Annotated in this window: 20 protein-coding genes; all 20 read right to left on the minus strand. The window is 60.3% G+C overall.

Annotation, left to right across the window (positions count from 1 at the left end; translation table 11 throughout):
* Positions 1-5: 5 nt before the first annotated feature.
* The gene (rpmC, locus tag DXD49_RS03125) at positions 6-221 is read right to left on the minus strand and encodes a 50S ribosomal protein L29 (RefSeq protein WP_006235039.1); all 216 of its coding nucleotides are present in this window, start codon (positions 219-221) and stop codon (positions 6-8) included.
* Positions 221-658 carry a 50S ribosomal protein L16 gene (gene rplP / locus DXD49_RS03130; RefSeq protein ID WP_117734329.1) on the minus strand — a complete coding sequence of 146 codons (438 nt, stop codon included), beginning with the start codon at positions 656-658 and terminating at the stop codon, positions 221-223. The genes rpmC and rplP overlap by 1 nt, the downstream gene beginning before the upstream one ends.
* Positions 658-1,368, minus strand: a complete 711-nt coding sequence (gene rpsC / locus DXD49_RS03135) for a 30S ribosomal protein S3 (protein WP_006235037.1) — start codon at positions 1,366-1,368, stop codon at positions 658-660. Before rpsC ends, rplP begins: the two co-directional genes overlap by 1 nt.
* 6 nt (positions 1,369-1,374) lie before the next feature.
* Positions 1,375-1,746 carry a 50S ribosomal protein L22 gene (rplV, locus tag DXD49_RS03140; RefSeq protein WP_006235036.1) on the minus strand — a complete coding sequence of 124 codons (372 nt, stop codon included), beginning with the start codon at positions 1,744-1,746 and terminating at the stop codon, positions 1,375-1,377.
* A 14-nt stretch (positions 1,747-1,760) separates the two neighbouring features.
* On the minus strand, positions 1,761-2,021 hold the full coding sequence (rpsS, locus tag DXD49_RS03145; protein ID WP_006235035.1) for a 30S ribosomal protein S19: 261 nt from the start codon (positions 2,019-2,021) through the stop codon (positions 1,761-1,763).
* A 32-nt stretch (positions 2,022-2,053) separates the two neighbouring features.
* Complete coding sequence (rplB, locus tag DXD49_RS03150) at positions 2,054-2,884, minus strand: 50S ribosomal protein L2 (protein WP_055250219.1); 831 nt, start codon at positions 2,882-2,884, stop codon at positions 2,054-2,056.
* 179 nt (positions 2,885-3,063) lie between these two features.
* Positions 3,064-3,351 (minus strand): 50S ribosomal protein L23, encoded by a 288-nt coding sequence (rplW, locus tag DXD49_RS03155; protein ID WP_006235033.1) that lies wholly within the window; start codon positions 3,349-3,351, stop codon positions 3,064-3,066.
* Positions 3,352-3,978 (minus strand): 50S ribosomal protein L4, encoded by a 627-nt coding sequence (gene rplD / locus DXD49_RS03160; protein ID WP_006235032.1) that lies wholly within the window; start codon positions 3,976-3,978, stop codon positions 3,352-3,354.
* A gap of 46 nt (positions 3,979-4,024) precedes the next feature.
* On the minus strand, positions 4,025-4,645 hold the full coding sequence (gene rplC / locus DXD49_RS03165) for a 50S ribosomal protein L3 (protein WP_089572481.1): 621 nt from the start codon (positions 4,643-4,645) through the stop codon (positions 4,025-4,027).
* A gap of 450 nt (positions 4,646-5,095) precedes the next feature.
* Positions 5,096-5,722: a histidine phosphatase family protein gene (locus DXD49_RS03170; RefSeq protein ID WP_158557547.1), complete on the minus strand. Its 627-nt coding sequence runs from the start codon at positions 5,720-5,722 to the stop codon at positions 5,096-5,098.
* A 39-nt stretch (positions 5,723-5,761) separates the two neighbouring features.
* A complete protein-coding gene (locus DXD49_RS03175) occupies positions 5,762-6,916 on the minus strand; it encodes a cation diffusion facilitator family transporter (protein ID WP_117734327.1) in 1,155 nt (384 codons plus the stop codon).
* 139 nt (positions 6,917-7,055) lie between these two features.
* Positions 7,056-7,364, minus strand: a complete 309-nt coding sequence (gene rpsJ / locus DXD49_RS03180; RefSeq protein WP_022094184.1) for a 30S ribosomal protein S10 — start codon at positions 7,362-7,364, stop codon at positions 7,056-7,058.
* A 60-nt stretch (positions 7,365-7,424) separates the two neighbouring features.
* A complete protein-coding gene (fusA, locus tag DXD49_RS03185) occupies positions 7,425-9,524 on the minus strand; it encodes an elongation factor G (protein ID WP_117734326.1) in 2,100 nt (699 codons plus the stop codon).
* Between the two features lie 19 nt (positions 9,525-9,543).
* A complete protein-coding gene (gene rpsG / locus DXD49_RS03190; RefSeq protein ID WP_006235013.1) occupies positions 9,544-10,017 on the minus strand; it encodes a 30S ribosomal protein S7 in 474 nt (157 codons plus the stop codon).
* Between the two features lie 74 nt (positions 10,018-10,091).
* On the minus strand, positions 10,092-10,469 hold the full coding sequence (rpsL, locus tag DXD49_RS03195) for a 30S ribosomal protein S12 (RefSeq protein WP_006235012.1): 378 nt from the start codon (positions 10,467-10,469) through the stop codon (positions 10,092-10,094).
* Between the two features lie 682 nt (positions 10,470-11,151).
* Positions 11,152-12,228, minus strand: coding sequence for a DUF4179 domain-containing protein (locus tag DXD49_RS03200; RefSeq protein ID WP_117794179.1), 1,077 nt, complete (start codon positions 12,226-12,228; stop codon positions 11,152-11,154).
* A complete protein-coding gene (locus DXD49_RS03205) occupies positions 12,179-12,697 on the minus strand; it encodes an RNA polymerase sigma factor (RefSeq protein ID WP_233505178.1) in 519 nt (172 codons plus the stop codon). The genes DXD49_RS03200 and DXD49_RS03205 overlap by 50 nt, the downstream gene beginning before the upstream one ends.
* Before the next feature lie 309 nt (positions 12,698-13,006).
* Positions 13,007-17,482 carry a DNA-directed RNA polymerase subunit beta' gene (locus DXD49_RS03210; RefSeq protein ID WP_199568944.1) on the minus strand — a complete coding sequence of 1,492 codons (4,476 nt, stop codon included), beginning with the start codon at positions 17,480-17,482 and terminating at the stop codon, positions 13,007-13,009.
* A gap of 6 nt (positions 17,483-17,488) precedes the next feature.
* Positions 17,489-20,917, minus strand: coding sequence for a DNA-directed RNA polymerase subunit beta (locus DXD49_RS03215; protein WP_233541738.1), 3,429 nt, complete (start codon positions 20,915-20,917; stop codon positions 17,489-17,491).
* A gap of 370 nt (positions 20,918-21,287) precedes the next feature.
* On the minus strand, positions 21,288-22,196 hold the full coding sequence (locus tag DXD49_RS03220) for a UTP--glucose-1-phosphate uridylyltransferase (protein ID WP_117734321.1): 909 nt from the start codon (positions 22,194-22,196) through the stop codon (positions 21,288-21,290).
* Between the last annotated feature and the right edge of the window lie 50 nt (positions 22,197-22,246).

The following is a 22,246-nucleotide window of genomic DNA, read 5'->3' on the forward strand; positions in this document are numbered from 1 at the left end:
AGGTCCTACTCGGCGACAGCGGACTTCTCCGCTGCGATCTCGCGGGCACGCTGCTCCGTGAGGACACGAGCAATGTCCTTCTTCACGGTGTTAACGCGAGCGGTGTTGTCCAGCTGGCTGGTGGCCATCTGGAAACGAAGGTTAAAGAGCTCGGCGCGCATTTCCTTCAGCTTCTCAACGAGCTGAGCGTCCGAGAGCTCACGAATCTCTGCGGGCTTCATTAGTTCTCCTCCTCGGCCGTCTCTTTAGCGGCAGGCTTAGCGACGATCTTGGTCTTGATGGGGAGCTTGTGCTGCGCCAGACGCAGAGCCTCGCGAGCGACCTCCTCGGGCACGCCCTTGACCTCGAACATAATGCGGCCGGGCTTGACGACGGCCACCCACTCCTCGGGGTTACCCTTACCGGAGCCCATGCGGGTCTCCGCAGGCTTCTTGGTGATGGGCTTATCGGGGAAGATCGTGATGTAGACACGACCGCCACGCTTCATGTAGCGGGTCATGGCAATACGAGCGGCCTCGATCTGACGGTTGGTAATCCAATGGGCCTCGAGAGCCTGGATACCAAACTCGCCGAAATGCAGCTCGGTATTACCCTTGGCCTGGCCCTTCATGGAGCCACGCTGCACCTTGCGGTGAAGAATACGCTTAGGGGCAAGCACTACTGACCCCTCCTCTCGGAGTTACGACGACGAGGACGGGAAGAGCCCTCGAGTGCAGGGTTGGGAACAGGCTGGCCCGGGAGCTTCTCGCCCAGGTAGATCCAGACCTTCACGCCGCAAGCGCCCATGGTGGTGCTGGCGACAGCCGTGCCGTAGTCAATCTTGGCACGGAGGGTGTGCAGAGGCACGCGACCCTCACGGTACCACTCACGACGACCCATCTCGGCACCGCCGAGACGACCGGAGCACTGGATACGGATGCCCTTGGCGCCGGCCTTGCGCGCGGACTGGACAGCCTTGCGCATAGCGCGACGGAAGGCAACGCGGCCCTCGAGCTGCTCGGCGATAGACTGAGCAACGAGGTTGGCGTCGAGCTCGGGGCGCTTGATCTCGACAACGTCGACGGAGAGCTGGCCCTTGGAGACGCCAGCGACCTTCTCGAGCTCGGTGCGGAGGGTATCGATCTCGGCACCCTTCTTACCGATGACAACGCCGGGGCGAGCGGTGAGGATGATGACCTTCACCTTGTCGCCAGCGCGCTCGATCTCGACGCGGGAGACAGCTGCGCGGGAAAGACGCTTCTCGAGGTACTTGCGGATCTCGAGATCGTTACCGAGGGTCTTAGCGTAATCCTTCTCTGCGAACCAGCGGGAGCGCCAGTTCTCGGTAATGCCAAGACGGAAGCCGGTGGGGTAGACTTTCTGACCCATACAGCTTTACGCCTCCTTTCGAGGAGCAACGACGACGGTGATGTGGGAAGTACGCTTCAGAATACGAGAAGCGGAACCCTTGGCGCGGGGACGGATGCGCTTAAGCGTCGGACCCTCGTCAACATAGGCAGCGGCGACAACCAGGTTGTCGGCACGCAGACCGTTGTTGTTCTCGGCGTTCGCAACGGCGGAACGGAGAACCTTCTCGACATCCACGGCGACGGCGCGGTCGCAGAAGTGGAGGATGTCGAAGGCCTGAGCGACAGGCTTGCGGCGGATCAAATCGACCACCAGGCGGGCCTTGCTGGGGGAAACACGCACGTACTTAGCGACGGCGCGAACCTCGGTGGCCTCAGTTTCAATAGACTTAGTTGCCATTTACGGTTAACCCCCTATTTGGCCTTGTGGCCACGGAACGTACGAGTCGGCGCGAACTCGCCGAGCTTGTGACCAACCATGGACTCGGTAACATACACGGGCACATGCTTGCGGCCGTCGTGGACGGCGATGGTGTGACCAACCATCTCGGGGAAGATGGTGGACGCGCGGGACCAGGTCTTCACGACGTCCTTCTTGCCAGCCTCGTTCATCGCGGTGATACGCGAGAGAAGGCGAGTCTCCACGAACGGGCCCTTTTTGAGACTTCTGCTCATAAGTGCTTTCTCCTAAAACTCGGTATCCGAAATTACTTCTTACGGCGACGAATGATGTGCTGGTTCGAGACCTTCTTCTTCTTGCGCGTACGAAGGCCCTTCGTCGGCTTACCCCAGGGGGTAACAGAGGGACGACCAGAGGTGTGGTTCTTGCCCTCGCCACCGCCGTGCGGGTGGTCGACAGGGTTCATGACGGTACCGCGGACGGTCGGGCGCACGTTCATGTGACGCTTACGGCCGGCCTTGCCGATGACGATGTTGGCGTGATCGGCGTTGCCGACCTCACCGACGGTGGCGCGGCAGGTAACGAGGATGCGGCGCATCTCGGAGGAAGGCATACGGACGATAGCGTACTTGCCCTCCTTACCCATCAGCTGGCAGGAGTTACCGGCGGAACGGGCGATAGCAGCGCCCTTGCCCGGCTGGAACTCGACGGCGTGGATGAGCGTACCGACGGGGATGTCGGCGAGGGGCAGAGCGTTGCCCGGCTTGATGTCGGCGTCAGAACCGGACATGATGGTCTGACCGACCTCGAGGCCCTTGGGGGCCAGGATGTAGCGCTTCTCACCGTCAGCGTAGTGCAGCAGAGCGATGCGAGCGGAACGGTTCGGATCGTACTCGATCGTGGCAACCTTGGCGGGCACGCCGTCCTTGTTGCGCTTGAAGTCGATCACGCGGTAACGACGCTTCACGCCGCCGCCCTGGTGGCGGGTGGTGATGCGGCCGTTGTTGTTACGACCGGCCTTCTTGGGCAGGGGCTCGAGAAGAGACTTCTCGGGCTTGGTGCAGGTGATCTCGGAGAAGTCGGAGATCGTCTGCCAACGCCTACCAGCGGAGGTCGGCTTAAGGTGCTTTACAGCCATTACAATCCCTTTCAATAGGAATCCGTTAGCCATCGCAGACAGGGATTCGAGGTTCTGCCTCGGGTGCGATGACACCGGACGTATACACGGTTCCGGGCGTGTCCATTTTATACACCCAAAACCTTGAGCTCTCGCCTCCCCTATTTGGGAGGCATGAGCTCACTCAACAGCAGCGAGTCTTAGGCCTGGTTGCCAAAGACCTCGATGGTGTCGCCCTCGGCCAGCGTGACGATGGCCTTCTTCCAAGAACGGGTCTTGCCGGCGACATAGCGCACACGCTTGGTCTTGGGCTTGACCGTCAGGGTGTTCACGCGAACGACCTTGACGCCGAAGATCTCCTCGACAGCGTCCTTGATCTGATACTTGTTAGCATCCTTGGCGACCTCGAACGTGTACTTGTTCTGCTCCATGCCGGAGAAGGAACGCTCGGACACGATCGGACGGATGATGATCTCGTGGGCGGTCATTTATGCAAGCACCTCCCCGAAGTGAGCGGCGATGTCGGCGGGCATCAGCACGGCGTTGTTGTTGACGAGGTCGTAGGTGTTGGCCTCGTCGGCGGTGATGATGAACGTCTTGGGAATGTTGCGGAACGACAGGTAGGCGTTGACGTCCTCATCGCGAACGATGATGGTCAGACGCTTGCCCTCAAGGCCGAGAGCCTTGAGCATGGCGACGGCAGCCTTGGTGGAAGGCTTCTCGAAGCCGTAGTCGTCGACGAGCACGAGCTCGCCATCGGCCAGCTTGGCGGACAGCGCGGAGCGCATAGCCAGCTTGACCTCCTTGTTGTTCATACGCTTAGCGTAGGAACGGGGCTTGGGGGCGAAGACGACGCCACCGTGACGCCACTGGGCAGCACGGATGGAACCCTGGCGGGCACGGCCAGTACCCTTCTGACGCCAAGGCTTCTTGCCGCCACCGGAAACCTCAGAGCGACCCTTAGCAGACTGGGTGCCCTGACGCCAAGAGGCCATCTGGCACTTGACGATGTGGTGCATAACGTGGATGTTCGGCTCGATGCCGTACACCTCAGCGGCGAGCTCGGCCTCGGCGACCTTCTTGCCCTCGCTGTTCTTTACTTCAAACTTTGCCATTTAAGTGTTCTCCTTGGTATGACGCTGGGCTAAATGGGCTGGGCCCTTAGGCCATACGGATGGCGACGAGACCATTCTTGGCACCCGGGACAGCGCCCTTGACCAAGATGAGGTTCTGCTCGGCATCGATGCGGACAACGGAAAGGTTCTTGACGGTAACGCGCTCGTTACCCATGTGACCGGCCATCTTGACGCCCTTGAGGACGCGCGCAGGATAGGCGCACTGACCGATAGAACCGGGGTGACGCTGGAAGTGAGAACCATGCGTCATAGGACCGCGGCGCTGACCCCAGCGCTTGATGCGACCCTGGAAGCCCTTACCCTTGGAGGTGCCGATGACGTCGACCTTCTCGACATCAGCGAAATCAGCGACGGTAACGACCTCGCCGACCTTGTGCTCCTCGCCGTTCTCGACGCGGACCTCACGAAGGAAGCGGACAGGCTCGACGCCAGCCTTGGCGAAGTGACCAGCCATGGGCTTGTTCACGTTCTTGGCCTTGATGTCGCCGAAACCGATCTGGACGGCGTCATAGCCGTCGGTTGCCTGAGTTTTAACCTGCGAGACAGCGCAGGGGCCAGCCTGGATGACCGTGACGGGAACGACGTTGTCGTTCTCGTCCCAAACCTGGGTCATGCCAATCTTGCGGCCGAGAATCATGCTGATCAAGATATGATCCCAACTCTCGCGTGGTCTTGGGACAATGCGTACACCACCGAGCGTACGCCCCTAGAGGACCACTACTTACACGACGTGCTCCCCAGCCTTGTATTGTGCCCGAACTACCTGACAACCCTATTAAGCAGGCATTTTGTCCAGCCAAAATACTCCCCTGGTTTCACACAGCTGTTTAGTATACACGGCTGCGGGCGTATCCATCGAGATTCATATTTCACTCACATTGTTTACGCAGGTAAAGTGCGTGGAATCGCCTGGGCTTTGGCGGAGGGGCGGCGAAATATATTAAGTTTGCTGCTCTACAGTCCTGCGCAAGACGGAAAGCACATTAAGTGCTTTCCTTTGCGTGCGGAACTCGCGACAAACTTAATATATTTCGCCGCCCCTCCGCCAAAGCTCGGGAGACGACACGTTGATGTCTGCTTAACCCTGCTCGCTCAGCTAATTACCTTGTTGGGGGTCCACTATTTGCTGGAGGGTGAACTTGCATTGCATTGGCTCGCCTTCTGCTTGTGGCTTCGCCTCATCGAAATCGAAGATCATGATGGCACAGTTGGGGAGTTTTGTTGGGAGCTCGAAGCCCTCTGGGGCTGCAGCCTTGATGAATTGGCGGCTGGCGCTGCCGTGACTTACTGCTAGGAGAGTTTCAACGTCTTCGGCGCTCATGAGGTAAGCGAGGGTACTTACCATGCGCTCCTGCAGGGCATGGCTTCCTTCTCCGCCAAATGGGACCAAATCCTCGCCGGGGTCCCAGACGTCGGTGGGCAGGGCGTCGTGAGGGCCTTCTTCGAAGGTACCGTAGCTGCGCTCGATGATGCCTTCGCAGGGTTCGACGGCTGCGTCCGGGCCGAGGAGCTCGGTTGCGACGAGACTTGCCGTGTCCATAGCTCGGCCTAAGGGCGATGAGACCACTTTGTCGGGGACGACGTCGTGGCCCTTGAGCCATGCGGCCGCCATTCCCGCTTGTTTGCGGCCTAGGTCGGTCAACGGTGAATCGCAGCGGCCCTGGACCAGCTTTTTGACGTTGAATTCCGTCTGGCCATGGCGGAGCAGATACAGCCTCTTCATGTTCTCCCCTTCTGCATACATTACTTTGCCGACACAGCCCTACTCGTGGGCATGGCCTACGTAGTCTTCGTCAATCGTAATCTTGGCAATCGACTTAGGATATTCGGATTCGACCCTCTGGGCCAGCGTGTGCTTTACGTCTTCGGCACTCATCTGCAGATCCGAGGGACGCACACAGTCAAAGATCACGTTGGTGTGCGTAGGGCCCGGCACGCAGCGCAAGTCGTGAATCGAAAGGCGGCTATCGATCTGTTGAGCCATAGCGTTAATGCACAAACGCATGCTCGCCACCTTGGGGTCGTCGGTCACGATGGGGTCGTAATGGAGCGTGACGATCATGCCGTCTTCGTCCTTAAACGACTGTTCGATGTTATCGAGCGTGTCGTGGCTCTCTAGTGGACTGACCTCAGCTGCCATCTCGGCATGGGCGCTCGCAAACTTCCTGCCCGGACCGTAATCGTGAACCATCAGGTCATGCACGCCCAAAACACCGGGATAACTCATGATCTTGCCACGGATATGCTTGACCAGTTTGGGGTCGGGTGCTTGGCCCAAAAGCGGGCTCACCGTATCTTGGATAAGCTCAAAGCCGCTCCAGCCAATATAGGCGCCAACGGCAAGGCCGACCCAGGCATCAAGATTGACATGCGTCACCTGAGAAACAATCGCACATGCCAGCACAGCACCCGTGGCAAGAACATCGTTCTTGGAATCCTGAGCCGTCGCATGCAGCGTCTCGGACTCAATACGGTCGCCGAGCTTTTGGTTGAGGGCCGCCATCCACAGCTTAACGACCATCGAAAGCAGCAGGACCGCAACCAGGGCAAGCGAGAACTCAACAGGCTCGGGATGGATGATGCGTTCAACCGAGGATTTGATTAGCTCAAGGCCGATGAGCAGCACGAGCGCCGCCACGACCAGGCCCGAGAGATACTCGTAGCGTCCATGTCCGTAAGGATGCTCAGGGTCCGCCGGCTTACTCGCCAGCTTAAAGCCAAGCACGCTCACGATGTTTGAGCTGGCGTCGGACAGGTTGTTCATAGCGTCCGCCACAATCGAAACCGAACCCGAAATCACACCGATGGCACCCTTCGCAGCACAAAGTGCCACATTGGCGATAATGCACACCACGCCCGTCAACGTGCCCACGCGCGCCCGGTCACCTTGTGCTCGTTTAACAATCCACTCGACCATCTTTACCTGCCCCCAACAGCGTTACTCATACACCCGTTTGTCGAATAGCTCAGTAGTGTAGACCCTTTACAGCATCGATACAAAAAGGCCGCAACCCAAAGGGCTGCGGCCTTATCAATCGTGCGATCGAGCAAAAAGCTTAGAGCTTGATGTCGATATCGACACCAGCGGGAAGGTCGAGACGCATGAGCGAATCAACGGTGCCCGAGGTGGGGTCGAGGATGTCGATGAGGCGCTTGTGAGTGCGCATCTCGAACTGCTCACGGGAGTCCTTGTTCACGTGCGGCGAGCGGATGACCGTGTACAGGTTGCGCTCGGTGGGCAGGGGGACAGGACCGGAAACGCGAGCACCGGTCTTCTGAGCGGTCTCGACGATGAGCTTCGCGGACTGATCGACGACCTCGTGATCATAGCCCTTGAGGCGAATGCGGATCTTCTGGGTAGCCAACTTAAACCTCCAAAGAGTGCGAGAGATGTTCTCGCGGATTACGTAACAGGGAGCTCGAACTTAGGCGTTCTTGCTCATGACCTCGTCCACGATGGACTTGGGCGCGGGCTCATAAGAGTCGAACTGCATCGTGTAGGATGCACGGCCCTGGGTCTGGGAGCGAAGGTCGGTAGCGTAACCGAACATCTCGCCCAGCGGCACCTTGGCACGGATGAGCTTGCTGTTCTTGCGATCTTCCATGCCCTCGATCTTGCCGCGGCGACCGGAGAGGTTGCCCATAACGTCGCCCATGTACTGCTCGGGGGTCTCGACCTCGACAGCCATGATCGGCTCGAGCAGCTGCGGGTCAGACTTCTTGAGAGCGTCCTTGATAGCCATGGAACCGGCGATCTTGAAGGCGGCCTCGGAGGAGTCGACCTCGTGGTAAGAACCGTCGAACAGGGTGACCTTAACGTCGAGGACCGGGAAGCCGGCGATAACACCGGTGTTCAGGGCCTCCTGGATGCCCTTGTCGATGGACGGGATGTACTCCTTGGGCACGACACCGCCGACGATAGCGTTGACGAACTCGTAGCCGAAGCCCTCCTCCATCTTCTCGAGCTTGATGACGGCATGGCCGTACTGACCGCGACCACCGGACTGACGGACGAACTTGCCCTCAGCCTTCTCGACGTCGTGACCAGCGGTCTCGCGGTAGGCAACCTGGGGCTTACCAACGTTAGCGTCAACCTTGAACTCGCGGAGCAGACGGTCGACGATGATCTCGAGGTGCAGCTCGCCCATGCCGGCGATGATGGTCTGACCGGTCTCGTGGTTGGTGGACACCGTAAAGGTCGGGTCCTCCTCGGCGAGCTTGGTCAGAGCCAGAGACATCTTGTCCTGCTCGGCCTTGGACTTGGGCTCAATGGCAACGTCGATAACGGGCTTGGCGAACTCGATCTTCTCGAGGACGATCTCCTTGCCCTCGGCGCACAGGGTGTCACCGGTGGTGGAGTTCTTGAAGCCGACGCAAGCGACGATGTCGCCGGCGGCAGCGTCATCACGGTCGATACGCTCGGCAGCGTTCATCTCGAGGATGCGGCCGAGGCGCTCGCGCTGACCGTTAGAAGCGTTGATGACGTAGGAGCCGGACTCAGCACGACCGGAGTAAACGCGGACGTAGGTGAGCTTACCGACGAACGGGTCGGTCATGATCTTGAAGACCAGGCCGGAGAAGGGCTCGTCGAAGGAAGGATGACGCTCGACCTCCTCGCCGGTGTCCGGATCGGTACCGGTGATGGCCTCGACGTCGAGCGGGCTGGGCAGGTAGTCGACAACAGCGTCGAGCAGCTCCTGAACACCCTTGTTCTTGTAGGCGGAGCCCACGAAGACGAGGTTGAGCTCGTTGGCCAGGACGCCCTTGCGCAGAGCAGCCTTGAGCTCCTCGACGGTGAAGTCCTCCTCCATGAGGATCTTCTCCATGAGCTCGTCATCAAAGCTGGCAGCAGCGTCGAGGAGCTCCTCGCGCTTGGTGGCAACGATGTCAGCGAACTCAGCCGGGATCTCGTCCATCGGCTCGGGGTAGGTCATGCCCTTCTCGTCGGCCTTGAAGTCCCAAGCAGTCATGGTGACCAGGTCGATGACGCCCCAGAAGTTGTCCTCGGCGCCCATCGGGACCTGAGCGGCCACGGCGTTAGCGTCGAGACGATCCTTCATGGTCTCGATAGCGTTGAAGAAGTCAGCGCCCACGCGGTCATACTTGTTGATGAAGGCGATGCGGGGGACGTTGAAGGTAGAAGCCTGACGCCAAACGGTCTCAGACTGGGGCTGAACGCCGGCAACGGCGTCGAAGACGGCGACAGCGCCATCGAGGACGCGCAGGCAGCGCTCGACCTCGGCGGTGAAGTCAACGTGGCCCGGGGTGTCGATGATCTGGATGCGGTAGTCCTTACCGTCCTTGTTCCAGAAGCAGGTGGTAGCAGCGGAGGTAATGGTTACGCCGCGCTCCTGCTCCTGAACCATCCAGTCCATGGTGGCAGCGCCCTCATGGACCTCACCGATCTTGTGGGTCTTACCGGTGTAGTAAAGAATACGCTCGGTCGTGGTGGTCTTACCGGCATCGATGTGGGCCATAATGCCGATGTTACGGGTATCGGAAAGCTTGTACTTAGGCTTAGCCATGTTAGTTCCTTACCTTAACTTACCAACGATAGTGAGAGAACGCGCGGTTGGCCTCGGCCATCTTGAAGACGTCCTCACGCTTCTTGACGGAAGCGCCCAGGCCGTTGGAAGCGTCGAGGATCTCGTTGGCGAGACGCTCGGCCATGGTCTTCTCCTTGCGAGCGCGGGAGAAGTTGACGATCCAGCGGATACCCAGAGCGGTGGAACGACGGGAGTTGACCTCCATCGGGACCTGATAGGTAGCGCCACCGACACGCTTGGGCTTAACCTCGAGCGTGGGCTTGACATTGTCCATAGCCTTCTTGAAGGTAGCGAGAGCGTCGCCGCCCTCGGACTTCTCGGCAACGATCTCGAAAGCGGTGTAAACGATGCGCTCAGCGGTGGCCTTCTTGCCGTCAAGAAGGACCTTGTTGATGAGCTGAGTCACCAGGCGGTTGTTGTAAACGGCGTCAGGCTGAACCTCACGACGATTAGCTGCTGCACGACGCGGCATGTGAAATCTCCTTAAGTGTCTACCGTGTGGCGCTCAAGACGGCACACGGCGAAAGTATCAAAACGTTATCTGGCTTATTTGGCCTTGGGGCGCTTAGCACCGTACTTGGAACGGGCCTGCATACGGTTCTGGACCGGAGCAGCGTCATAGGCGCCACGGATGACGTGATAACGGACACCAGGGAGGTCACGGACACGACCGCCACGGACGAGCACGATGGAGTGCTCCTGCAGGTTGTGGCCCTCACCCGGGATGTAAGCGGTAACTTCGATGCCGTTGACGAGGCGAACACGGGCAACCTTACGAAGAGCCGAGTTCGGCTTCTTGGGGCTCGTGGTGAAGACGCGGGTGCACACGCCACGCTTCTGGGAGTTGTGCTGCAGAGCAGCGTTCTTGGACTTCTTGGGCACGGAACGGCGGCCCTGGCGAACCAGCTGGTTAATAGTAGGCAAAGCGTACTCCTTCTCGAATGATTCCAGCTTTCTGTAAAGTGCAACGGCTTGAATCGAGGGGTCAGCATCCCCCTACGAAACACGCAGTTCGATAGGATACGTGGCGTTAGCTGTGCCGTCAACAGACCACGCCGCCGGGCGTATCCCAAAATTGGCACATTTCCGCAAAGCCTACACAAAAGGAATCCCCTCCTGTGCGCGGGGGCGGATCCCCGGCCCGGGCGGCACAGGGGTTAAGTTTGCTGCTCTACAGTCCTGGCTCGCACGGAGGCCACATTAAGTGGCCTCCGGCTCGTGCGGAACTCGCGACAAACTTAACCCCTGTGCCGCCCGGGCCGGGGATCCGACGTGCTCGTCGGGGCAACGTTACCTGCCAAAAAGGGACAGGTTTATTTTGGTCGGTTTTATCTGGGGAAACGTCGCGCTCCAACGGTGATCTGCTCTCACCTGTCGCATGGAAATCGGCGGCGCTTTCGGAAGTATGCGGCAAATTCTGGACCCGCCGAGCGCACCGGGGTTTTGCGATAATAAACCCGCAGGTAGAGCGCTTGAGCATATACGGTGTGGTCGACCCATCAAGATTTTGCCGCATACTTCAGGAATGCAGGCGAATATCGTGCGGTCTAACCGCCCATTTACCGCAAAGAAGGCCGCTTCCCCTAGTAGAAAGCGGCCCCAAATCTTACGAATAGACGATGGTAAAGGGTTCCGACGTTTCGGCGCCCCCTGTTGAAGTGCAGCGTGTGCCTTCGAGCGTTACTGAAACCACTTGGTCGACATCAATCAACTTCGTTGGCACCCAAATGTTCTCTCCGCTATTGCGTCCCATCGAAACATAGAAATTGTACGCCCCTGCGTCGTCATCTTCGATAATCTGCTCTGACCCATCCTTGTAGGTGACGGTCAGTTTATGATCAACTGCTTCATAGCCCAGATCATCGATGTGCGTCTGGATGGAAAACGGACTGATCTCGAGAGACGAGTCACCGGAGCGGAGTTCCTTTGTATCGACGTACGCTCCAACGCTAAACTCGGGCGTCGATGCTTTAAACTGCCTCGCACTCTCACCTTCGCCCTCGGTCCACTGGATATTCCAGGTGACCGCATGTTGAAAACCTCGCTCGCGATCCATAGAAGCAAAGTACATCGTGCCATTAATGACAGTATCGCTTGATGTGTCCTTATCAATGGTGCAGCGTGTGTCAGCCCATTCCTCGCCGAACTTCATGTCGGGCGTGCCGATGCCTTGTTCTTCTTCACCATAGAGAACAAGTTCGCCAGTCTCTGCTGCCGGCTTGTAGTAGTTAACACCATTTGGATTGGACAACGTAAACGTCACGGCACCGCAACCGTTTTTATCGATAGCCATATCATGAATGTCGAGTGTATAGCCGTTGCCCTCGACGGACAGATTGACCTTCTGTACTGAACCCTCCAAGCTTTGGGGCGCGATACCATCACCAAACTCTCTGGTGTAGGTATATTTAGTCCCCGACGAGCCACCTTGAGTCCAGGTAATGGACTCTCCGTTGCCATGGTTTCCCCAGGCAGAGGCAAAATAACTGGAATTGACGACGGCGTAGGCGACCCCTCCGGTCGCCAGCACTCCGGCAAGGCATCCGATCACGGCAACATACAGAGGCTTCGCGTGACCCTTTCGGCGAAGCGGCTCACCAGCAGCGGCATAAAGAACACGGTCAGCAAGATCGCTATCGGCTTGGACGGACTCGAAGGCCTGCTTGATTTGGTTGGATTTCACGGTCGCCCTCCTCTAGGATGAACTTGAGTTTCGATCTGCCGCGAGCTAAACGCGTTCGAACGGTCGCGGCTGGTACGTGCAGCAACTCGGCAATCTCTGAAGTCGAGAAGCCCAGATAGTAATAGAGCACGATGGGAACACGGAATCGCTCCGGAAGCCGCATAACGTCTGACAGGACCGCCTTGGTCTCCTCCTGCGCTGTCGAAAGCGACTCGGCCAGGTTCTCAATATCCTCCACACGCCTCCATGGCTTTCGAAAGAGCGATTTGCATTCATTGATCGTGACCCGGATAAGCCATCGACGAAGATGTTCCCAGCTTTCAAATTGCGTGTCGCTTTTGAGTAACTTTAGAAAGACGTCTTGCGCAACATCGTCGGCATCGGCGCGATCGCGCAGGTACGTCAATGCGATTCGAAACACGACATCCCGGTGATCTTCAACCGCCTGTCTAAATGCTTGTTCTTCCATAATCACCTCCCGGTGACATTGATGGTTCTTGATGGGGCCCTCACCATAGATACGCTTTGACCAAACGGAATGTTTCAAATTCAAGCAGGAAAAACTACCAAAATTAATCCGTCCCTTTTTGGCAAGGGATCAACGGAACGCAACAGGTTGATCATACGCAAGCGAGCGGCCCCCAGAGCGTACAAGGTGGCATGAAAAAGGCAGGGCATTGACCTTCTGGTCATGCCCTGCCTTTTGAATGACAGATTGTAGCTCTGGGGGCCGCGCAGCGACGGAGGTCGCCGCCGTTCGTTAGAACGGCGGAACTAGTTACTCCTCGTCGTTGTCCTTGGCCTCTTCGGCGTCGTCGGTGTCCACGAGCTGGTTGAGCAGCTCGTCGAGGGAAGCCATGTCCTCGTTGATCGCGCCGTTGGCGGGAGCCTTCTTGTCGTCGATCGGGGCGCCCAGGAGCTCCTCGTCGGCGTCGGCGTGATGCGTCGGAGCGGAGGTACCCAGCAGGATATCGTCCGGACCGTCGGGGCTAAAGACCATCTGCAGCAGCTGCGAGAGGTCTTCCTCGTCGGCAACGTCGTCGTTGTTCTCGAGGATGTAGAGCAGATCGTGGGCCTCCAGGCCGTCACGGAGCTCCTCGATCGCCTTGGCGCCGATGCCATCGATGCGCAGCAGATCCTCCTCGGACTTGCCAACCAGGTCGCCGACCGTCTCGATGCCAACCTCGCTGAACTTGTTGGTCCAGCGCTGCGACACGCCCAGATCGTCGAACAGGTACAGACGAGCCTTCTCGGCGGAGATGGTGTGGCCGTTGCGGGTGAACGAACCGTCAGCACCACCGAACTCGTCGTAGCCGGCCCAGTCGAGCTGCTGCGGGAGCTGCTCGTCCAGGTCCTTGAGCTCCACAGGAGCCCACTCGGGCAGCGACTTGGCGTTGGGCGAAGCCGGGCCGTCGATGTCCACGTAGCCGTCGGCCGTGCGATACGTCAGCTTGGCGTTGGCGTACGGCTTGAGGCCGGTACCAGCCGGGATCTTCTTACCGACGATGACGTTGGACTTAAGGTCGAGCAGGTGGTCGACCTTGCCCTCGATGGCAGCCTCGGTAAGGACGCCAGCGGTACGAATGAACGAAGCGCTCGACAGCCAGGAGTCGATGTTGGACGCGACCTTGAGCGTACCCAGGATGACGGGCTCGGCCACAGGAGCCTGACCGCCCAGACGGGCAACGCGCTCGACCTCGTCGGCAAACTCGTAGCGGTCGACGTACTGACCAAGCAGGTACTTGGAGTCGCCGGGGTTGGTGATCTGAACGCGACGCAGCATCTGGCGTGCGAGCACCTCGATGTGCTTGTCGTTCAGGTCGACGCCCTGGCTGGTGTAGACGTCCTTGACGCTCTCGACGAAGGTGTGCATCGTCGACTCGATGTCGGTCAGCTTGCGCAGGTTGCGGAAGTTAACGAAGCCCTTGGTGATCTGGTCGCCAGCGCGAACCTCGCAGCCGTCCTCGATCTCGGGCATGAAGCGCACCGAAGCGGGGACACGACGCTCGTCGAGGACACGGGTGTGATCCTCGGAGTCGGTGAGCGTCAGCACGTACTCGGACTTCTCGGGCTTAATCGAGAGGTGGCCGGAGTACGGAGCCAGCTCGGCCTCGCGACCCAGAATCTTCTCGTTGACGTTGCCGACGATATCGAACATACGGCTGACCGTAGGCAGACCCTGCGTAATATCGTCGACGCCAGCGACGCCGCCGGAGTGAATGGTACGCATCGTAAGCTGCGTACCGGGCTCGCCGATGGACTGGGCGGCAATAATGCCGACGGCAGTACCGATGGCGACCGGACGACGGGTGGAAAGATCCCAACCGTAGCACTTCTGGCACACGCCGTACTTGGAGCGGCAGGTGAGCAGCGCGCGGAGCTTGACCTTCTTGAGGCCCGCATCGACCATCTTCTGGATGTCGGCAACCTTCTCGATGTAGCCGTCCTGCTCAAAGAGCACGGTGCCATCGGGAGCCACGACGTCCTGGATGAAGCAACGGCCGACGAGGTCGGTGTTGAGGTCGGTGGTGCCGGGGATGATGAGGTTGTAGGTAACGCCCTCGTGCGTACCGCAGTCCTCCTCGCGGACGATGACGTCCTGGGCCACGTCGACCAGACGACGGGTCAGGTAACCAGAGTCCGAGGTGTGGGATGCGGTATCGACCAGGCCCTTACGGGCGCCGTAAGTCGAAATGAAGTACTCGAGTGGCAGCAGGCCCTCGCGGAAGTTCGCCTTAATGGGAAGGTCGATCGTCTCGCCGGACATGTCTGCCATCAGGCCACGCATGCCGCCGAGCTGACGCAGCTGGGTCTTAGAACCACGGGCGCCGGAGTCGGCCATCATGTACAGCGGGTTCTCCTCGTCGAACATGTCGAGCATGAGCGCTGCAACCTTATCGGTACAAGCGGTCCACTCGTTAACGACTTCGATGTGGCGCTCCGTCTCGTTGATGAAGCCCTCCTCGAAGTACTCGTTGATCTGGTCGACGTTGGCCTGGGCGCGGTCGAGCAGCTCCTGCTTCTCGGCAGGGATGAGAGCGTCCCACACCGAGATGGTGAGGCCGGCGCGGGTAGCGTAGTGGAAGCCGGAGTACTTGATGGCGTCGAGGATCGGACCGACCTTGGCCTCGGGGTAGCGATCGCAGCAGTCTGCAACCAGCTTGGCCACGTCGCCCTTGACCATCTTGTAGTTCATGAACTCGTAGTCTTCGGGCAGGCACTGGCGGTTGAAGATGATGCGGCCGATAGAGGTCTCGAAGCGCGCGGTCTTGTTGCCGGTGACGTCGAAGTCGACGAACTCGTTCTTGCCGTTCTTGACGCGGAAGATACGGGTGCCGTCCTCGTTGATGACGTTGGCGTTCTCGGCGGACACGCGGACCTGAATCTTGGCCTGCATGTCGACCTCGGAGCGGCAGTCATAGGCGTGCAGCGCGTCGTCGAAGCTCGAGAACACGTGGTTCTCGCCCGGCAGGCCGTCGCGAACCTGGGTGAGGTAGTACACACCGATGATCATGTCCTGCGAGGGAATGTTGACCGGCTTGCCGGATGCCGGCGAGCGCAGGTTGTTCGCAGAGAGCATGAGCACGCGAGCCTCGGCCTGAGCCTGGCTGGACAGCGGCACGTGGACAGACATCTGGTCGCCGTCAAAGTCGGCGTTGAAGGGCGAGCAGACCAGCGGGTGCAGGTGGATAGCCTTGCCCTCGACCAGCACCGGCTCAAAGGCCTGGATGGACAGACGGTGCAGAGTCGGTGCACGGTTGAGCAGCACGACGCGGCCGTCGATGACCTCTTCGAGGATGTCCCACACAAAGGTGGCACCGCGGTCGATAGCGCGCTTGGCGCCCTTGATGTTCTCGACCTTGCCGAGCTCGACCAGGCGCTTCATTACGAAGGGCTTGAAGAGCTCCAGCGCCATGGTCTTAGGCAGACCGCACTGGTGCAGCAGCAGCTTGGGGTCGGTAACGATAACCGAACGGCCGGAGTAGTCGACACGCTTACCCAGCAGGTTCTGACGGAAACGACCCTGCTTGCCCTTGAGGGCCTCGGCGAGCGACTTGAGCGGGCGACCGCCACGGCCAGAGACCGGGCGACCACGACGGCCGTTGTCGAACAGGGCGTCCACGGACTCCTGGAGCATGCGCTTCTCGTTGTTCACGATGATCGCGGGGGCGTCCAGGTCGAGCAGGCGCTTGAGTCGGTTGTTACGGTTGATCACGCGACGATACAGGTCGTTGAGGTCGGACGCAGCGAAGCGGCCGCCGTCGAGCTGGACCATCGGGCGCAGATCGGGCGGAATGACCGGGATGACGTCCAGGATCATGTTCGCGGGGCTGTTGCCGCCCTTCAGGAAGGCGTCAACGACCTCGAGGCGCTTGACGGCCTTCTCGCGCTTCTGCTTCTGGGAGTCCTCGTCGGCGATGATGGCCTTGAGCTTCTCGGCCTCGGAGGGGAGGTCGATGGCAGCGAGCAGGTCGCGGACGGCCTCGGCACCCATGCCACCCTTGAAGTACATGGAGTAGTAGCGGGTCATCTCGCGGAACAGCGGCTCATCGGAGATGAGGTCGCGCTCGGTGAGCTTCATGAAGGCGTTGAAGGCGTCCGTGCGGAGCTGCTTCTCGTCCTTGCACTCTTCCTCGATGTCGACGATGCCAGAGGCGATCTCCTCGGGGGTCAGCGGTTCCTCATCGGAGAACTCGTCAAAGTTCTCGGGGTCGCCCTGCTCCTTGAGGGACTCGATCTGGCGGGCGCACTCGGCATCGATCTCTTCCAGATCGGCAGCGAGCTCCTCGCGCAGGTCGTCGGCGTCGGCCTCGCGAGCCTCGTAGTCAACCTCGGTGATGATGTAGCTGGCAAAGTACAGAACCTTCTCGAGGTCCTTGGACTTGATGTCGAGCATACGGCTCATCGGGAAGCTCGTGGGGCTCTTGAAGTACCAGATGTGGGACACCGGAGCGGCGAGCTCGATGTGGCCCATGCGGTCGCGACGCACCTTGGCCGAGGTGACCTCGACGCCGCAGCGCTCGCAGACGATGCCCTTAAAGCGGATGCCCTTGTACTTGCCGCAGGAGCACTCCCAGTCCTTGGCAGGACCGAAGATCTTCTCGCAGAACAGGCCGTCCTTCTCGGGCTTTAGGGTACGGTAATTGATGGTCTCCGGCTTCTTGACCTCACCGTGCGACCAGGAACGGATCTGGTCGGCGGAGGCAAGGGAGATCTTTACCGAGTCAAAATCAGTAGCTTCGAAATCTGCCACAGTCAACTACTCCTTATCAGTGGTCGTGGCGGCGACGGCCTCGGGTGCCTCGGCGGTCTCGGCATCCTGGGCCTCGACGTCGGCGTCAATGCCAGCGAGCGCAGCCAGGTCGTCGAGAGCAGAGGTCTCCTCGGCGGTCACAGGGGCGGAGGCGTCCTCGTCGGCATCGTGCATGGGCTCGATGTCCAGCGCGAGGGAGCGAATCTCCTTAACGAGAACCTTGAAGGACTCGGGGATACCCGGGACAGGAACGTTCTCGCCCTTGACGATGGACTCGTAGGTCTTGACGCGGCCCACGGTATCGTCGGATTTGACGGTCAGGATCTCCTGCAGGACGTTGGAAGCACCGTAAGCGTACAGTGCCCAAACTTCCATCTCGCCGAAGCGCTGGCCGCCGAACTGAGCCTTGCCGCCCAGAGGCTGCTGGGTAACCAGGCTGTAAGGGCCTGTCGAACGGGCGTGAATCTTGTCGTCGACCATGTGGCCGAGCTTGAGGATGTAGGACGTACCCACGGTAATGGGCTCGCGGAACTCCTCGCCGGTGCGGCCGTCGAACAGGCGGGTCTTGCCGCGCTCGTCAAGCTGGGTGACGAACTCGGGGCGCATGTGATCGCCAAAGGCAGCGGTGGCCTTGTTGAGCATGTTCTTGTTGGCACGACGGATGACCTCGGCGATCTCGTCCTCCTTGGCGCCGTCGAAGACGGGCGTCGCGGTGAAGAACGGGCCGGGGACATACTTGTCGGAGTCGGCCTGCTCGGTATCCCAACCGCAGGCAGCAGCCCAGCCAAGGTGGCACTCGAGCAGCTGGCCGACGTTCATACGCGAAGGAACGCCCAGCGGGTTGAGGATAACGTCGATCGGGGTACCGTCAGCCATGTAGGGCATGTCCTCGACCGGCAGAACGTTACAGATAACACCCTTGTTGCCGTGGCGGCCGGCGATCTTATCGCCCTGCTGGATCTTACGACGCTGGGCGACGTAGACGCGCACCTGCTCGTTGACGCCGGGGGCCAGGTCGTCGCCGTTCTCGCGGCTAAAGCGGACGACGTCGATGACGCGGCCGTAAGCGCCGTGAGGCATCTTGAGGGAGGTGTCGCGGACGTCGTGGGCCTTGGCACCGAAGATGGCGCGCAGCAGGCGCTCCTCGGCGGTCAGAGCGCTCTCGCCCTTAGGCGTGACCTTGCCGACCAGGATGTCGCCAGGGCCGACCTCGGCGCCGATGCGGATGATGCCGTCCTCATCGAGGTTGGCAAGCATGTCCTCGGAGAGGTTCGGGATCTCGCGGGTGATCTCCTCGGGGCCGAGCTTGGTGTCGCGGGCGTCGATCTCGTGACGGGTGATGTTGATGGTCGTCAGCAGGTCCTCGGCCACCAGGCGCTCGGACACGACGATACCGTCCTCGTAGTTAAAGCCTTCCCACGGCATGTAGGCCACAGTGAGGTTCTGACCCAGTGCGAGCTCGCCATGATCGGTCGAAGGACCGTCGGCCAGGGGCTCGCCCTGCTCAACGGTGTCACCGACACGCACGAGCGGACGGTGGTTGATGCAGGTGGACTGGTTGGAGCGCTGGTACTTGGCCAGGTGATACTCGTCCATGCCGCCGGCATGCTTGACGATGATCTTGGCGGCGTCGGCAAAGATGACCTCGCCGGCGTTCTTGGCCAGGGTGACCTCGCCGGAGTCCAAGGCGGCGCGACGCTCCATACCGGTACCGACATAGGGAGCGGCAGGGTGAACCAGCGGCACGGCCTGACGCTGCATGTTAGCGCCCATCAGCGTACGCTTGGCGTCGTCGTGCTCCAGGAACGGAATCAGCGTGGCTGCGACGGAGAGCATCTGACGCGGCGAGACGTCCATGTAGTCGACGTCCTCGACGGGCACGTCGGCGGGAGCGCCGAAGGAGCCGTCGAAGTCGCGGGTACGGGCGATCACGGTGTGCGGACGGACGATCTTGCCCCCGGCATCGGTTGTGATGAACTCGTTGGTCTTGGGATCGAGCGGCGTGTTGGCCGGCGCGATAACGTGCTTCTCTTCCTCGTCAGCGGTCATCCAGTCGATCTGGTCGGTGGCAACGCCGTTCTCGACGCGACGGAACGGAGCCTCGATGAAGCCGTACTCGTTGACGCGCGCATAGAGCGCGAGGCGGCCGATAAGGCCGATGTTGGGGCCTTCGGGCGTCTCGATGGGGCACATGCGGGAGTAGTGCGAGTTGTGGACGTCGCGGACGGCCGTCGGCACGTTGGTGCGGCGGCTGGAACCGGACTTGTGGCCCGCAAGGCCGCCGGGGCCGAGCGCGGAGAGCGTGCGCTTGTGCGACAGGCCCGTGAGCGGGTTGGACTGGTCCATGAACTGCGAGAGCTGCGAGGAGCCGAAGAACTCCTTGATGGCCGCCACGATGGGGCGGATATTGATGAGCGACTGCGGCGTAATCTCGTCGATATCCTGCGAGCTCATGCGCTCACGGACGACGCGCTCCATACGGCTCATGCCGATGCGGAACTGGTTGGCGACAAGCTCACCGACGGTGCGGACGCGACGGTTGCCAAAGTGGTCGATGTCGTCGACCTTGAAGCCCTGCTCGCCGGCAGCGAGGGACAGCAGGTAGCGCAGCGTCGCGACGATATCCTCGTCGGTGAGCACCGTGACCTCTTCCTCGGTGGTGAGGTTGAGCTTCTTGTTGACCTTGTAACGACCGACGCGTGCCAGATCGTAGCGCTGCGGGTTGAAGAGCAGGCCCTCGAGCAGGCTGCGGGAAGCGTCCACGGTGGGAGGCTCGCCCGGGCGCAGGCGACGGTAGATCTCGATGAGGGCGTCCTCGCGAGTGAGGGCGGTATCGCGCTCGAGGGTGCGCTTGATCACATCGGAGTTGCCGAGCAGCTCGATGATGTCGTCGTTGGTGACGGCGATCCCAAGGGCGCGCAGGAACATCGTGGCGCTCTGCTTGCGCTTACGGTCGATGGAGACCATGAGCTGATCGCGCTTGTCGACCTCAAACTCAAGCCAGGCACCGCGGGACGGAATGATCTGGGCCTTGTAGATCTGCTTGCCCGAATCCATCTCGGAGCTGTAGTACACGCCCGGGGAACGAACGAGCTGCGAGACGACGATGCGCTCGGTACCGTTGATGATAAAGGTGCCCTGATCGGTCATCATGGGGAAGTCGCCCATAAAGACGAGCTGCTCCTTGATCTCGCCGGTCTCCTTGTTGGTGAGACGGACGTCGGTCAGAAGCGGAGCCTGATAGGTCATATCCTTCTCGCGGCACTCCTCGACAGTGTGCGCGGGGTCGCCGAACTGATGCTCGCCGAAGGTAACCTCGAGAACATGGTTCTGGCTCTGGATGGGGCTGGATTCCTTGAACGCCTCACGAAGGCCCTCGTCCTTAAAACGCTCAAAGGATTCCCTTTGAACAGAGATAAGGTTGGGGAGCTCCATGGCCTCCGGGATTTTCCCGAAGCTGACGCGCTTGCGCTCAGTGGCAGTGTATGCGTAGGTCACCAGGTTTTTCCTCCTTCACGGAAATGCTCGGTGGGTTGGCGAGGCATAGCTTCGCCAGTTATCGCAACCTAATAGTTTATCAGGTACCGACCGTTGGGCAAGAAAAGCCTTGACGCGATTGAGTTTTTGGAGTAGCAAAGTTTTTCAACAGAAAACGAGCAGGTAGATGGTGTTGTATCGAACATGCGTTCATATATTTTCTGTGAACACACACTCCCCTGCAGGACAACGACGGCCTCCCGCAACGGCTTACATGGCCCGCGAACAAAAAACGGGTGCGAACCGAAGTCCGCACCCGTGGCACGTGCTAGTTGCGCTTAAGACCGCCGCGCTCGTCGATGGCGTCCCAGAAGGCATCGGCAAAGCGGGGGTCGCTTGCTGCCATGAGGGCGTTGGTTGCCATCCAGCCAGAGGGAGTGCCGGTGTCGTAGCCCGACAGCGGGTCGATGACGACGGCATACATTGCCTCGCGGTCGAGCGAACGGGCCATGGCGTCGGTCAGCTGGATCTCGCCACCCTTACCGGCCTGCTGGTCGGCAAGCAGGTCCATGACCAGCGGGCTCAGCAGGTAGCGGCCGACGATGTACAGGTTGGACGGAGCCGCCTCGGGGGCGGGCTTCTCGACCAGACCGCCGATACGCCAGACAGCGCCCGGCTCAGCATCGGCAACGTCCTCGGCACCCTCGAGCGAACCGACGCGCTCACCGGCGATCACGCCGTAGCGGCTGACCTCCTCGGGCGAGCAAGCAGCGACGGCGATAACCGAAGCGCCACCGTGCTCCTTGGAGACGGCGAGCATCTTGTCGCAGATGTCGCGGTTGGGCACAACGTAGTCGCCCAGAAGAACAAGGAAGTTCTCCCCTGCCACGGCGTCGGCAGCAGAGCGGATAGCATGGCCGAGGCCCTTGGGCTCGTACTGATAACGGAAATCGACCGGCATACCGCCAGCGTGGGCTACGGCATCGGCATAGGCGTTCTTGCCGCGCTCGCGCAGCAGGTTCTCGAGCGAGCGATCGGGCTGGAAGTAGCTCAGCAGCTCGGGCTTACCGGGAGAGGTAACGATGATGGCATCGTCGACCTCCTCGGGCTCGAGCGCCTCCTCGACGACGTACTGAATGACGGGCTTGTCGAGCACCGGCAGCATCTCTTTGGGCGTGCACTTAGTGCCAGGCAGAAAACGCGTGCCAAGACCGGCGGCGGGGATGATTGCCTTCATGTTATTCAAAGATCCTTTCGCAGGCGCAAAAGCGCCCCATGCGTGCGGCA

Source organism: Collinsella sp. TM05-38, assembly GCF_003466445.1.
In the GTDB taxonomy this organism is placed as follows: Bacteria; Actinomycetota; Coriobacteriia; order Coriobacteriales; family Coriobacteriaceae; genus Collinsella.